This window comes from Rubripirellula reticaptiva (genome assembly GCF_007860175.1).
Classification (GTDB): Bacteria; Planctomycetota; Planctomycetia; order Pirellulales; family Pirellulaceae; genus Rubripirellula; species Rubripirellula reticaptiva.
The window spans coordinates 159318-173932 of the sequence record NZ_SJPX01000001.1 but is presented as its reverse complement, the minus strand read 5'-3'; the positions used below and the strand labels follow the sequence as shown (position 1 = coordinate 173932).

The following is a 14615-nucleotide window of genomic DNA, read 5'->3' as shown; positions in this document are numbered from 1 at the left end:
CGACGCCTAGCATCATACCCTACGATCCTCATCCGTTGATTCAACCAACATTCGTGTGCAGCCGCTTTTTAGCTGTTTCGCACTCAAAGTTGGGTCTCTGCGATGGTTAGATAGCTCAGTTGGTAGAGCACGGCCCTGAAAAGGCCGGTGTCGGCGGTTCGAGCCCGCCTCTAACCACTTTTACCTCTCTTTTCAACGCGATGCTCTTCGTCGCGTTTGTGTCCAGTTTGCTGTGATTTTCCAGCAAATGGAAACGGGCCTTTCGTGCGTCGCTGCCATTGGTGTGCACTAGATTTGGCGATATTTAAGCCAAGTGGCGAACAGGAAACCAACTTTTTTTAAGTTTTTTTTGCTTGTCCGCTTCTGATGCGGCCGTAGGTGTCGCTTTGGCTCGGGTTAGGCTTTAGTTTGAGGGGAATTGGACTTTTCGAATGCCATTTCTCCCTTCAGGTCTCCATGCCCACTCTAAGTCGCCTGTCATTGCGAGCTAGTTGTCTCGCTGTACCAGTCCTCGCCGTGTTTCTGTTGCCGGCGGTCACGCTTGCCCAATCGGACTCGCCGACCGATCCCGGGGCCGACGTTGCTCAGGTATCGGAGGTCGTAGGCGATGCGTTGGAAAGCGAAGATCCCGGTTCGGTTTCCGAGCTGGAAGCTTCCGATCAATCGGAACTGCCAGTAACGCTTTCGAAACAGATCGACAACGCCTTTGGCACCTACGTCGTTGGCCCTACTGCCGCCGTGATTTTCTATGGCTTTGGATCCGAGACGTGGTTGGGCACGAAGATCCCGTTCGTGGTCGTTTGGCTGTTGTTCGGTGCCATCTTTTTGACCTTGAAAATGGGGTTCATCAACTTTCGAGCGTTTCGGCATGCGATTGATCTGACTCGCGGCGCTTACGATAACCCAGACGAGCCAGGGGAGGTCTCTCACTTTCAGGCGTTGGCCGCCGCCCTTTCGGCAACCGTCGGTTTAGGGAACATTGCCGGAGTTGCAATCGCAATCGGGACGGGTGGTCCGGGAGCGACGCTTTGGATCATCATGATTGGTTTTCTTGGCATGACGTCAAAGTTTGCTGAGTGCACCCTTGGGCAACTCTACCGAGTGACCGATACGGACGGACATGTGCTCGGTGGTCCGATGCGTTACCTGCGAACTGGTTTGGCCGACGTTGGCTATGCAGGTCTAGGTCGCATCTTGGCGGTCGTGTTCATGTTGCTTTGTATTGGTGCCAGTTTCGGCGGTGGTAATGCGTTCCAAATTGGGCAGTCGCTCGAAGCGATTCGTGGTGACATTCCCATTCTGCAAACGCATCCTGTCGTCTATGGGCTGTTGATGGCGTTCTTGGTTGGCATCGTGATCGTGGGCGGGATCAAGAGCATTGGCGCCGTTGCGGGCAAAGTCGTACCGTTCATGTGCTTGGCCTATGTCATGGCAGCGCTTTACATCTTGGCGAAAAATTATGCAGCGGTCCCCAGTGCGGTTGTCTTGATCGTGACCGAAGCGTTCACGCCTCAGGCCGCTTACGGCGGGTTCTTGGGCGTGTTGGTCATCGGGATCAAGCGGGCGGTGTTCAGCAATGAAGCCGGCGTTGGTTCGGCAGCGATTGTTCACTCGGCCGCCAAGACGGATGAGCCTGTCAGCGAAGGCATTGTTGCATTGCTTGAACCGTTCATCGATACGGTCGTGGTTTGCACAATCACCGCCTTGGTCGTTGTCGTCACCGGTGCCTACAACGCGCCTGAGTTGGGGGCCGCGATCGAAGCCGATCAAGGTGCCAAGATTACTTTGTATGCGTTTGCCAACGGTGGTCACGCATGGTTCCGTTATATCTTGTATTTTGCAGTCGTCTTGTTTGCCTATTCGACTTGCATCAGTTGGTCGTACTATGGCGAACGCTGTTGGGTCGAATTGTTTGGCGAGCGAACATCGGTGATCTACAAGTTGCTGTTTTTATTGTTCACGGTTCTCGGATCAGTTATCACGCGTGGCAACATTCTTGATTTCAGCGATCTGATGATTTTGGGGATGAGCTTTCCAAACTTGTTGGGTGTGTTCTTGCTTAGCGGCGTCGTCAAGCGGCAGCTCGATTCGTATTGGAAACGCTACAAAAGCGGCGAAATCAAGCGAGTCGATGTGCCGAAATCATGAGCCGTGTTTGCATCATCAATGTCGTCGGCCTGACGCCTCGATTGCTAGAACATGCGCCGCGAATCCGAGCGATCGGATCCGGTTCGGCGTGGCAGAGCCCGCTGCCGGCGGTGACTTGCACGTCGCAGGCAACGATGTTGACGGGGCTTGCGCCACGCGACCACGGAATCGTTGGCAACGGCTGGTACTACCGCGATACGCAGGAAATTCGGTTTTGGCAACAAGCTAATTCTCTAGTGCAGGGTCCAATGTTCTATGACGGTATCGAAACGGCGAAGATGTTTTGGTGGTTCAACCAATCATCGGGCGTAAAGTATTCGGCAACCCCGAAACCGCACTACGGATGTGACGGATCGAAGGCGTTCGACATCTTGGATCACACCGGATGCGAGCTAACGAAGAAGCTTGGGCCGTTTCCGTTCTTTTCGTTTTGGGGGCCTAACGCGGGCTTGCCCAGCAGTGACTGGATCGCCGATGCGACAGCAATTGTGATGCGGGAAAAGCGGCCAGCGTTGACGCTCGCTTACCTGCCGCATCTCGATTACGACTTCCAGCGTCTGCCCGTTCATGACCCCGCTCGGGTCGCCGAAGTTGACGCTGCGGCGGGCCGAATCATTGATGCGGCTAACGAAATTGGTGCGACGCCGATCGTCGTTTCGGAATACGGTTTGGTGCCGGTCAGTCGTCCTGTTTCCATCAATCGCGTGCTTCGTGAAGCCGGATGGCTGGGTATCCGGGGAGGCCCGTTTGGCGAGATGATGATCCCGGGCGAGTCGGCGGCTTTTGCGGTGGCCGATCATCAGTTGGCTCATGTCTACGTTCGCGACCCGGCAATGATCGGTGACGTTCGGGACCGTTTGCAGGCAACGCCTGGTGTGTCACAGGTGGTTGCGCCGGAGCAGTTGGAGCTCGACCATCCTCGCAGTGGCGAACTGATCGCGCTGGCTGAACCGGATGCTTGGTTTACCTATTATTACTGGCTCGACGATCACATGGCTCCCGACTTTGCGCGGACGGTCGATATTCATCGCAAGCCAGGGTACGACCCCTGTGAATTATTCGCGACCAGCAAGCTACGCGCGGTCGCTCGCGTGGCGCAGAAGAAACTTGGTTTTCGCTACAAAATGGACGTGATTCCGCTGGATCCTTCATTGGTCAGGGGGAGTCATGGAACGCGCCCTGACAATCCAGAGGACGGTCCTGTCGTCGTTGGTACTGGCATTTTGCCCACTAGCATGCAAGACTTCTCGGATTACGTCCGTCAGATGTTTTGACCATGGCGTTGGATTACTAGTGCTTTTGAAGGAATCGTTGCGATGGGGATGTTAAAAGAGTTTCGTGAGTTTGCGATGCGCGGTAGCGTCGTCGACTTGGCCGTTGGTGTCGTAATCGGTGCCGCATTCGGCAAGATTGTTTCGTCATTCGTCGCCAACATTGTGATGCCGCCGCTTAATTTGTTGACGGCCAAATACGGCGTTAATTTCAGCGAAATGGCGTACACAGTCAAAACGGAGTCGCCAAAGTTGTTGCCCGATGGAACGGTTGAAAAGGCAGCAGACGGTTCGCCCGTCATGGCGATGCAGGACTATCCGATTCTGAATTACGGTCCTTTCATTCAGACCGTTGTTGACTTCTTGCTGGTTGCCGCTGCCATTTTTGTGGCAGTCAAGGTGATGAATTCCGTCAAGGCTCGCTACGAAAAAAAGCAAGCCGAAGAAGTCAAAGAGCCATCCGAAGACGTCTTGCTGCTACGTGAAATTCGCGACTCGTTGAAGAAGTCGTAGGTCAGTTCGTTTAGGTCGTCGCGACTTCGGCGTTCGGAAAGTACTCGTCCACGACGTTGTAGAATTCTTCGGCGGTTGAGACTTTGGCAACGTGCGTTCGGAAAAACCGGGCGCCACGTTTGCCTTGGGCATAGCAGCACGCGTACTTGCGCATCAGTACGGTGCCTTTGTCTTCTCCGAACCGGTCAACCACCAGTTGGTAGTGGTCGATCATCACGTCGCGTTGCTGGGCGATTGTGGGTTCCGGCGGGACAGGTTCCCCTCGCAGTGCCGCTGCCGCTTGCGCAAACAGCCATGGCCGGCCAAGGCAGGCACGTGCGATCATCACGCCATCGACGTTGTAGTTCTTGAAGGCTGCGACGACTTTTTCGGCCGAGTCCAGGTCGCCGTTGCCGATCAGTGGGATGTGTTTCAGGTGGGCCTTGATCTCGCTGATCCGATCCCAGTCGGCGTTGCCGGTGAACATGTCGGCTGCGGTGCGTCCATGAACGGTCAGTGCCGCCGCGCCGGCTTCCTCAACCACGCGAGCGATCTCGTTGCAATTGATTTGGGTTCGGCTGCAACCGAGTCGAATTTTGGCGGTGACGGGCGTCGGTGTGCAGGCTTTGACCAACTGGCTGATGATGGCCGACATGCGATTGGGCTCGCGAAGCAGGTAGCTGCCGCTGTGTGCTTTTTCGGTGACTTGGCGAACGGGGCAGCCGAAATTGATGTCGACGACGCTGACCTTGTATTCCTCGGTCAGTCGGCGTCCGACTTTAGCCATCGTTTCGGGATCGTTGTCCCAGATCTGGACCGCTAGCGGACGCGGTTCGTCGGCGACGCCCCACAGTCGGTCGGGGTGTTCGGCATCGTTTTCGTCCAGCCACACAAACCCGCGAGCATTCACCATTTCGGTCGCCAGTAGGCCAGCGCCGCCAAATTGGCGAACGATGTGTCGAAACGCCGCGTTGGTGAAGCCCGCCATCGGGGCTTGCAAGATCGGCGGGTCAACGACAAGGTCGCCGATGCGAAGCGGTGGAGGTGGAAAGCTGGGCATAGGACGGAACTAGGTAGCGGTTTTCAGGTCAGCACGAAGACTGATTGTGTCTGCTAAGCCACGTTCTGCCAACTCGCTTTTCTCGGCGGCCGCTTTTTACCGGGCTTTTGCACCCGCCTTTTTGCCAAGCACCCGTTACCAAGCTTTCGACCAGCTCGCGATCACCGAGTAGTCCGTTTCCAGCTGGATGCCCTCTAGGTCTTGGGCAATGGTGGGAACGAATTCAAGGTTGAAGTAGTGGCCTGCCGCCATGATTTGCGTTCCCAAGCCGAGGTTGTACCAGTATCCGCCCCGGAAGCTTTCGACGTTTGTGGAGATCAACATGTCTGGCGTCGCCGAGTCCGCACCGTCGTAGTTCGTTCGCCACAAGTGCTCGCCACGAAGCGAGACCGACCAGTTTTCGGTAAGCAACACGCTGGTCCACGAATTGAGTCGGAACTCGTCGCTGACGCTGTACCCGCGATAGTTGCGTCCGATCGGAAGGTCTGTTTGAAACTGCACTCCGCCACTCCACCAATCACGATAGTATTTCCAGGTCATGCCCGGCCGCGCGTTGAACGTCCCGCTGCCCAGCCGCATCGGATACGGCAGCGGTTGGGATACCAGGCCGGCGGTCGGCGCCGTCGATTCGCGATAGATGTCGCCGGTCGGGACCGAGCAACCAAGGTTGAAGATAAAGTCTTGAGAATCGGTGCTGTATAGACGCAGCAAGGCGCCGATCGACGTGTCGCCAAAGCCGCTGTTGTGAGTCGTGAAGTCTCCGCCACGTCCGGCTGGGTTTCCGTCGCCGCGGATATGGTCCATCGTCAAGCTTGGCAGCATCGCCATCGTGTACAGCGTCACGTCATCGTTCAGACCGTACATGACGTGTGCCATATGCATTTCCATGGTCATTTGAGTTGGCGCGGCACCTGCGTTGGTGCGGATACCGTTGACCACAATGCCTGGCGGCGGCCCGGCCGGTCCTAGCGCGTCTTGGCCGCTGATGGAGTTCTCGCCGATGCGATTGTCTTCCATCGACATCACCATGTACTTGTACTCGACCATCCACTCACCCTTGCTGTGCAAGTGGTCACCGACAATGCCGGCGGGCGCGTGCTTGTCCGCCAAGCTCTTGCGATTGGGGTGGTCAGCACTCGCAGGGGTGCCCCAAAATAATAGGCAAGCTGCGGCAGCAGCACATCGTAGACGCATTTTTCACGCTCATCCTTGAGGCATTGAAGGTACGCTCAAGGTATCGAGCCAATGGAGGCTCAATGCGCGATCAAAATGAAACCACCGACGCAACCGTTACGGCCGGTAAATTCGGACCCGGTACTCAGGTCAGGCACTTTTTTCTCGAACGAAGCTTACGAAAAGTCGCTCAGCTCCAGCCATTTTTCTTCGCACTCGGCCAGTTCGGCGTTCAGCTTCTCGATTTCCTCATGTTGCTTCATCGCTTTTTCGGGATTCGTTTCGGTCAGCATCTTCTTCGACAGTTCTTTTTTTTCGTCGTCTAGCTTCGCGATCTTCTTTTCCAAGTTTTTGAGCTCTTTCTCGGCTTTGCGTCCGTCCTTGCCTCGTTCCCGGTGGACTTCGCCTTTGGCTTTCGGTGCTTCTGCGGCTGCCGGTGGCGGCACCTTGCCGCGTTGGCGTTCGCCTTCGTCGATTTCGTCTTCGACTGTTTTTAGGTAGCTGTCGTAATCGCCAAAGTAGGTCTTGGCGGTGCCGTCACGAACTTCGATCACGCGAGTCGCAACGCGTCCGACGAAGTGGCGATCGTGGCTGGTGAAGATAACGGTGCCCTTGTAGAGATCCATCGCTTCGGCGAGCGCCTCGACGGTTTCGACATCCAAGTGGTTGCCCGGTTCGTCCAGCACCAAGACGTTGGCAGTGCCAAGCAGCAAGCCTGCCATGCAAAGCCGAGCGCGTTCGCCCCCCGACAGGACCTTCACTTTCTTGTTGATGTGTTCGTCCCGGAACAGCAGCGCGCCAGCCATCGCCAGCAATTCTTGCCGCGTCGTGCCGGCCATGCTGTTGTATTCGAGGTTTTCGATCACTGTTTGCTTTTCGTCTAGCGACGTGTAGACGTGCTGGGCGTATGTTCCCACTTCGACCCCGTAACCCCACTTCATCAAACCGTCGACGGGGTCGAGCGAGTGAACAATCGTTCGCAGTAGTGTCGTCTTGCCTTGTCCGTTGTCACCGACGATCGCGACACGTTGGCCGTGTTCGAGTTCAAAGTTGATATTGTCAGCGATCGTGACGGCGTCGCCTTCTTTGCTGGCCGGATAGCCGATCGCTAGGTTCTCACATCGCAGGACCGTGCCGCTGCGCGGTTCTACCCGTGGCGGACGGATGTAGACGGTTGGCTCGTCTACTTCGATCTCGGTTGTTTGCAGTTTTTCGAGTTGTTTCGCCTTGCTGCGAGCTTGGCTGGCGGTCGCCGCGCTGGCGCGGTTCTTTTCGATGAACCGTTGCAATTGTTTTTGTTTGGCTTGGACGGTCGAGTTGACTCGTCGGTCGTGTTCTCGGCGTTCTTCGCGGTATTCCAAGAACCCGTCGATTTTGCCCGGGTACATCGTCAGTTTGCCGCGCGAAAGTTCCAGCGTTTGAGAACAGGTGGCTTTCAAGAATGCACGGTCGTGGCTGACAATCAACGCGGCCTGCTTGAAGCTGCGTAAAAAGTGCTCCAGCAAAATCTGGGTCCGCAAATCCAAGAAGTTGGTTGGTTCGTCCAGCATCAGCAGGTTTGGGTCGTGCAGCAGCAGCGCCGCTAATTTGACACGCGTTTGCCAACCGCCAGAGAGTTCTTTGACAGGGCCTTCAAGGTAGGCGCCTTTCAATTCGAATTGGCCGGCCACTTCGCCGCATCGCCAATCCGGCTCGCCGCTGTCACGCATCAGGAAATCGAGCGCCGATTCGCCAGCGTTGAATGGGTCATGTTGACGCAGGTACCCGATCCGCAGCGACGGATGGTGGATGACTTCGCCTTTTTCAAGTTCTTCATTCCCCAGCAGGGCTCGCAGCAGTGTCGATTTTCCGGCTCCGTTGCGGCCGATAAACCCGACCTTCACGTCATCGACCAGCGATAACTCGGCGCCATCCAGCAAAATTTGGTCGCCGTAGCGTTTGTGAGCGTCACGAACTTGGATCAAAACAGCCATGGATTCAGAAATATCGAGAACGGGTAGTGGGTGCGTGGGCGTTCCGCCCGCAAAGGCCCGGAGATAGCGGGTCTTGGGATTGCGAGCTTAGGAACGGATGGCGAACTTAGAAATATTGCGAGCTTCGAAATTGCGAGCTTAGAAATTGCGAGCTTAGAAATACCGAGCCTGGGAATAACGGGACAGGCCTGCGGGTTCCCAATGAGACGACATAAGATGATCGGACACCGAAAGTTTACAACCGGCCCTTGTTGTTGACTGCGGTCGCCGCATGAAGTCATCGGGTGATCTTTGTCGGCTAGACGCCTTAGTCGGCTGGCGAAAACACTCGCCTCGAGGGTACCCTACGTAACAACGATTCTCTAAATTGCGCCTGACTCCGCCAGACGTCAAAATTTGAAAAAATCAAGTTGTCTTTGGCGTTTCCCCTCCGACCGGCCATGTGCCGTTGCCATGAATAGCTTCAGCTTGGACTACATCGATGATCTGTACGTCAAGTACGTTCAGGATCCCTCGAGCGTTTCCGAAACTTGGCGTCAGTACTTCGAACAGTTTTTTGTCGTTGGCGGCACCACGGCCAAGCCGGCGGCGAAGCCTGCTTCGTCCGTTGGTGCAGGGCCCCAAACAGCGATGGCTGGCGCTGAAAAATCAGCTGGAAACGGGCATGTCGCGTCGCTCGTGGATTCTGCGTCACCTTCGGCGATGCGAAACGCCGAAGAAGCGATTTGGCTGTCGCGGATTCAAGACCGTGTCAATAATCTCGTTCGTGAGTACCGGGTTCGCGGACACCTGACTGCGGATTTGGATCCATTGGGCTTTGACCGTCCCGACCGACCGAACCTCAGCCCCGAGGTCTACGGGTTGTCGGACGAAGACTTGAACTTACCGTTCGAGTCGATGGCGATCGAGAATGCCGGCGGAACGATCAAAACGATTCTGAAACGGCTTCAAAACACGTACTGTCGTTCGATCGGTGCCCAGTTCATGCACATCAACCGTCGCAACATCCGCGATTGGTTGCAGCGCCGGATGGAAACGACAGAAAACCGCCTGGAACTCTCTCACGACGTCCAACGCCGAATCTATGTTCGGTTGGCCGACGCTGCAATTTTCGAAGAATTCGTACGCCGAAAGTTCGTCGGTGCCAAAACGTTCTCGCTCGAAGGTGCCGAAAGTCTGATCCCGCTGTTGGACTTAGCGCTCGAAAAAGCGGGCCAGCACAATGTCAAGGAAGTCGTCATGGGGATGGCCCACCGCGGCCGTTTGAACGTGATGGCGAATATCCTAAAAAAACGCGCGACCAACATTTTCTGGTCGTTCGATGATCCAACGCCGGAAATGAATCGCGGCGGCGGTGATGTGCGTTATCACTTGGGATACAGCAGCGATTGGAAGACTGCCGCAGGCGAGAATATCCATATCTCGTTGTGCTTTAATCCCAGCCACCTGGAATTCGTCAACACCGTTGCCCAAGGCCGCACGCGTTGCAAGCAAGACCGAACCGGTGATGTTGATCGCAAAGAAGTGATGACAATCTTGATCCATGGTGACGCGGCATTCGCTGGCGAAGGCGTGGTTCAAGAAACATTGAACCTCAGCGAATTACCGGGCTATCGCACCAACGGCACGCTGCATGTGGTCATTAATAATCAAGTCGGCTTTACAACCGAACCCTGCGATGGACGTAGCACAACGTATGCGACAGACATCGCCAAAATGCTGCAAATTCCGATCTTTCACGTCAACGGCGAAGATCCCGAAGCCGTCGCGCAAGTGGTATCGCTTGCCATGGACTTCCGCAAAGAATTCCACCGCGACGTGGTGATTGATCTGTACGCTTTCCGCCGTTGGGGACACAACGAAGGCGACGAGCCTCGTTTCACACAGCCACGCATGTACGCCGAAATTGATTCTCGTGCGACGGTTCGCGAACAGTATCTGGGGCAGTTGCTGAAGCTAGGGAAGATCACGTCGGCCGAAGCCGAACAGATTCAAAAAGAACGAACCGAGAAGCTTGAGTCTGAATTCGAAGCCACCAAGCATGAGACGTTCGTTCCCGATACGCAAACGCTTGCCGCCAACTGGTCGCAGTATTTCGGTGGTTCGGAACCGACAGAGGTGACCGATACGACGACGCCGATCGAAACGTTGTCGGAATTACTCGACAAGGTCACTCGCTTGCCGGCTGGATTTTCGGCAAACAAAAAGCTGAAGCGACCGATGGCTCAGAAGCGTGAAATGGCCAAGGGCACTTTGCCGCTCGATTGGGCCAGCGCCGAAGCGGTCGCGTTCGCAACCCTGTTAGCCAACGGTCACCCGATCCGCATGACGGGCCAAGATTGCCAGCGCGGGACGTTTAGCCAGCGGCACGCGGTTCTTCACGATACCAAAGACGGTTCGACCTACACGCCGCTGAAACACTTGTCGCCTGACCAGGCGCCGCTGGAACTCTACAACAGTCCGCTTAGCGAGGCTGGCGTTCTTGGTTTCGAGTACGGCTACTCGCTCGACAATCCCGACGGTTTGACGATCTGGGAAGCCCAGTTCGGTGACTTTTGGAATTGTGCCCAAGTGATCGTGGACCAGTTCATTGCGTCGGCCGAAGACAAGTGGAATCGGCTTAGTGGTTTGGTGATGCTGTTGCCGCACGGTTTCGAAGGGCAAGGCCCCGAGCACTGTAGTGCTCGTCCGGAACGTTTCCTAGCAATGGCTGCCGAAGACAACATTCAAGTGTGCCAGCCAACCACTCCGGCCCAGTATTATCACCTCCTTCGCCGTCAAGTGATCCGCAAATGGCGTAAGCCGCTGGTGATTTTGACTCCCAAGAGTTTGCTGCGGCATCCGCGATGTGTCAGCCCTTTGAAGGTTTTGGCCAACGGCAGTTTCAAGAAGATCTTGCGGGATCGCAAAGTTTCGCTGGCCGATTCACGTCGCTTGCTCGTTTGTACCGGCAAGGTTTATTTTGACTTGCTCGAAGCACGCGAACAACGTGGCCTAGACGACGTCGCGATCATGCGGATCGAACAGTTGTATCCGCTAAGTACCGAAGAATTGATCGCCGCGTTTGAAGGTTACCCGAAGGGCAGCGAAATCTACTGGGTTCAGGACGAGCCGACCAACATGGGCGCCTGGCCGTACTTGAAGCTGAACTTTGGTGATGACCTGCAAGGCGTCTATCCGCTGCGACGAGTCAGCCGAGTTGAATCGGCCAGCCCGAGCACCGGAAGTCTGGCGGCTCACAAGCTAGAGCAAGCCGACCTGATCAACGAAGCCTTCGAAGGCCTGTAACACGGGCCGCCCCATGTGGACCCGCGAGTCCGTCCGTGGGACGTCAGCTGCAAAGCAGCTGTAGAAGATCATGCACCTTGCGAACAGAGTTGCAGGGTCACAAAGCGTTGCCCTTTACTTGCCTTCGCGGAGGCTGTCGAAATACTGCCGAGCGTGTTCTTGTTCGGTTCGTGGCAGTGTTTGATTTTCCGAGGGGTCGCTTTCCTCGTTTAGCGTGCTTTGGATCGCCGCTTTGACGTCTTCGCGGCTAATGCCTTTGCGATTCGGGCCATCGGCAAAACCAGCGATGATTGCCTTGCCCTTTTTTACGTCGCCGCGAACCTGAGTGTCATACGTGTTTGTGTCGCCTTCTTCTTCGGGACGGTCACCGGATCCGTTTCCCTTGCCCATCCCGTTGCCTTCACCCTGGCCCTGCCCCATTCCAAACTGGCCATTGCCTTGGCAGCTTTGGCATCCGCCACCGCCACACTTTTCGCACCGCATCTGGCTCTTTGATTCCGACAACTGGTCCATCGACATTTCCAAGTCTTCCAGTTCTGACATTGCATCAGCCATGTCGCCGAGTTGGTCAGCCATCTTCTCCATCGCGTCGGCAGCCTCGCCGCCCTTGCCTTCTTTCATTGCCTTGGCCGCGTCGCTCATCGCTTGAGCCATCTTGCTCATCTGTTGCATTTGCGCGTCTTTGGACTGCATTTGATTCATTTCTTGTTGCAGTTTCGCGGCGTCGTTGCCGCGGCCTTCTTTCTTCGCTTTGTCGATTTTGTCTTGCAGCTCTTGCTTCTTCTTTTCGTGCTGCTCAGCATTCTTTTCCAGCACTTTGGCCATCTGTTCGACTTGCTTCTTGAGCTGCTCTTTTTCTTCGGAAGTTAGTTTTCCGTCGCGCATCTTGTCAGCCAGGTCTTTGACCGCCTGCTCGGCCTTTCCGAACTCGCCCTTTTCGATCGACTTGGCCACCTTTTCGCCGGGGCCCGATTCGAGACCCTTCATCTGTGACATCGCACGCCGCATTTGATCAGGTGAACCGAGTTGTTCGCGGCGTTCCTCCAGTTGTTTCTTCAAATCGTTCATCGCGATCATCGCATCTTTGCGATCCATATCCTTCTTGCCGGTGATCTTGTCGAGCTGTGACTCCATCTTCTCGTACATCTCTTTGGCTTCTTCGAGTCCGGCTGCGTCGGCTTTTCGCTTTTGTTGCTGGATGCGTTTCTTCAGTTGCGACGCCACCGTTTGCACCTGTTTGGCTTCGACCGGATCAATCGCCGCAGTACTGCTGGCGGTGGTCTTGTTGAGCGGTTCGACCAGCATCAATACCACCGCGAGAACGGGGATGATCGCCAGTGGCATCCAGCCAAGCCGGCTGGGTTTGAGCGGGAATCGGTCGGCAACTGCCAATTGGTCGGCTCGTTTCTCGGCGTCCGCGACCAAGGCGATGCCGAAGTCGGATTCCTTCGTCGCTTTGTCCAGAGCCATCGAACTGCTGACCCGTTCGCGAAGTCCGAATCGGCGGTCGACTTCGGCGGCGACTGACTGCATAGTCGGGGCGGTTGCGATCGCATAAATCCCAGCAATCACCACGGCGGCCAGCGACGCGCCACCAATCCAGCCGTAGGTCCAGGCTTGGAAATCGATTTCCAAAAACTTCAGCGCCGGAACGGCAATCGCCACTGTGGCGACAATCAGGCCAACGAAAAGCGTCATGCAGAGGGCTTTGCCGAACTTTGCCAGGACCAGACGTCGTCGGGCGGTGGAGACTTTTTGTTCGAGTCGGTTCATCGCGGCGTTCCAAAGCAGGGACTTGTTTTGCGGGCTACACTCAGTATAGAGCTCTGCTTGTCCCATATCCGAGCCTGAATTGCCGATTTTCTATCGAGATTCGAATGTTACGTCGCCCCGAACTGCCTGATCCGGACACGCAAAGTGACGCCGATGTCGTTATTTACGATGGCGATTGCAACTTTTGTCGGTCTCAGGTCCGAACGCTCAGCCGATTTGATCTGGGCGGTGGTCGATTGGCGTTCATTTCGCTGCATGACCCACGGGTCGCCGAGCGTTATCCGGATCTGACGTACGACGAGATGATGAAGCAGATGTACGTCGTCGACACTCGAGGGCGGCGTCATGGCGGATCCGAGGCCGTGAAGTACTTGTCACGGCGATTGCCGATACTGTGGCCGGCGATGCCGATCCTGCATCTGCCCGGCACGGCGCGGTTGTGGCGATGGATCTACGGCGAAATCGCCAAACGTCGCTACAAAATCGCGGGGAAGATGTCCGACTGCGACGGAGATTCGTGCAGCGTGCATTTGAAATAGCTGGGGCCAGATTGCCCCAGCACATTTGTTCCAGCACATTTGTTCCAGCGCCTGACTTTCGGGATCAGGCGAGTCCGGCCTAAGCGAACCAATCCACCGCGTTTTGGAACATCTTGAAGCCGTCGCCTCGTTCGGGCTGTACTTTTCGGCGGGTCCAAAATGGGTGCTGAGTTGCGTCGATGTGGCGTTCCGGGTGCGGCATCAGGCCAAAAACTCGACCTGTCGAGTCGCAAACGCCCGCAACGTTAGCGTCGGCTCCGTTGGGATTGATTGGGAACGGCAGCACTTCGTCGACTACCCCGCCCTGCCCTTCTCCGTCGCAGTACCGAACTGCCAGTCGACCGGCATCGCGAAGCTGTGACAGCGTGTTTTCGGTGGCCGCCACGAACTTGCCTTCGGCGTGTGCCATCGGCAAATACATCTGGTCAATGTCTTTCAAGAACACGCACGGAGTCTTGTCCACAGCCAGGTGGACCCAGCGATCTTCAAACCGGCCGTGGTTGTTCCAGGTCAACGTCGCTGCGGATTGATCTGCTTCGCCGACACCTTCGGTCAGCACTCCCAAACGCATCAAAACCTGCATTCCGTTGCAAATCCCTAGCACCAAACGATCGCCATTGCCGTGGACGAACTTGTCCACCATGTCGGACAAGTGCTGGCGAAGCCGCGTGGCCAGGATCCGGCCGGCGGCGATATCGTCGCCATAGCTGAACCCGCCCGGGACACAAAGAATCTGGTATCGATCCTTCAGAGCCGGGTTTTCGATCAATCGATTGACGTGGACACGTTCGACTTCGGCACCTGCCTGTTCGAAGGCGAACGCAGTTTCCTCGTCACAATTGGTGCCGGGAGCGCGAAGAACCAAAACACGGGGCGACGGCATGACGGTGTCACGGGG

10 protein-coding genes and 1 tRNA gene are annotated in these 14615 nt (G+C 56.1%); 6 read left to right on the top strand and 5 right to left on the bottom strand.

All coding sequences use genetic code 11. The features are described 5' to 3' along the window. The first annotated feature begins 104 nt into the window (after window positions 1–104). The 4 genes from Poly59_RS00590 to mscL all read left to right on the top strand — a co-directional run bounded on the left by Poly59_RS00590 (window position 105) and on the right by mscL (window position 3932). A tRNA-Phe gene (locus Poly59_RS00590) sits at window positions 105–177 on the top strand. A gap of 279 nt (window positions 178–456) precedes the next feature. Beyond that, window positions 457–2148: an alanine/glycine:cation symporter family protein gene (locus tag Poly59_RS00585; RefSeq protein ID WP_146532152.1), complete on the top strand. Its 1692-nt coding sequence runs from the start codon at window positions 457–459 to the stop codon at window positions 2146–2148. After that, window positions 2145–3422, top strand: coding sequence for an alkaline phosphatase family protein (locus tag Poly59_RS00580; protein ID WP_146532151.1), 1278 nt, complete (start codon window positions 2145–2147; stop codon window positions 3420–3422). The genes Poly59_RS00585 and Poly59_RS00580 overlap by 4 nt, the downstream gene beginning before the upstream one ends. A 42-nt stretch (window positions 3423–3464) precedes the next feature. Further along, on the top strand, window positions 3465–3932 hold the full coding sequence (gene mscL, locus Poly59_RS00575; RefSeq protein ID WP_146532150.1) for a large-conductance mechanosensitive channel protein MscL: 468 nt from the start codon (window positions 3465–3467) through the stop codon (window positions 3930–3932). 10 nt (window positions 3933–3942) lie between these two features. Here the strand turns inward: mscL and dusB are convergent, their stop codons facing one another. The 3 genes from dusB to Poly59_RS00560 form a co-directional block, all read right to left on the bottom strand. Next, window positions 3943–4971 carry a tRNA dihydrouridine synthase DusB gene (gene dusB / locus Poly59_RS00570; RefSeq protein WP_146532149.1) on the bottom strand — a complete coding sequence of 343 codons (1029 nt, stop codon included), beginning with the start codon at window positions 4969–4971 and terminating at the stop codon, window positions 3943–3945. Window positions 4972–5106: 135 nt separating this feature from the next. Beyond that, window positions 5107–6165 (bottom strand): transporter, encoded by a 1059-nt coding sequence (locus Poly59_RS00565; protein WP_146532148.1) that lies wholly within the window; start codon window positions 6163–6165, stop codon window positions 5107–5109. 155 nt (window positions 6166–6320) lie between these two features. After that, the gene (locus Poly59_RS00560; RefSeq protein ID WP_146532147.1) at window positions 6321–8117 is read right to left on the bottom strand and encodes an ABC-F family ATP-binding cassette domain-containing protein; all 1797 of its coding nucleotides are present in this window, start codon (window positions 8115–8117) and stop codon (window positions 6321–6323) included. 453 nt (window positions 8118–8570) lie between these two features. On the opposite strand from Poly59_RS00560, the gene Poly59_RS00555 reads away from it, so the two are divergent. Then, complete coding sequence (locus tag Poly59_RS00555) at window positions 8571–11405, top strand: 2-oxoglutarate dehydrogenase E1 component (protein WP_146532146.1); 2835 nt, start codon at window positions 8571–8573, stop codon at window positions 11403–11405. A gap of 114 nt (window positions 11406–11519) precedes the next feature. On the opposite strand, the gene Poly59_RS00550 is transcribed toward Poly59_RS00555, so the two are convergent. Next, window positions 11520–13178: a hypothetical protein gene (locus tag Poly59_RS00550; RefSeq protein ID WP_146532145.1), complete on the bottom strand. Its 1659-nt coding sequence runs from the start codon at window positions 13176–13178 to the stop codon at window positions 11520–11522. Window positions 13179–13282: 104 nt separating this feature from the next. On the opposite strand from Poly59_RS00550, the gene Poly59_RS00545 reads away from it, so the two are divergent. Then, complete coding sequence (locus Poly59_RS00545; RefSeq protein WP_146532144.1) at window positions 13283–13717, top strand: thiol-disulfide oxidoreductase DCC family protein; 435 nt, start codon at window positions 13283–13285, stop codon at window positions 13715–13717. Window positions 13718–13796: 79 nt separating this feature from the next. On the opposite strand, the gene Poly59_RS00540 is transcribed toward Poly59_RS00545, so the two are convergent. Beyond that, complete coding sequence (locus Poly59_RS00540; protein WP_146532143.1) at window positions 13797–14600, bottom strand: phosphoribosylformylglycinamidine synthase subunit PurQ; 804 nt, start codon at window positions 14598–14600, stop codon at window positions 13797–13799. Window positions 14601–14615: the final 15 nt, after the last annotated feature.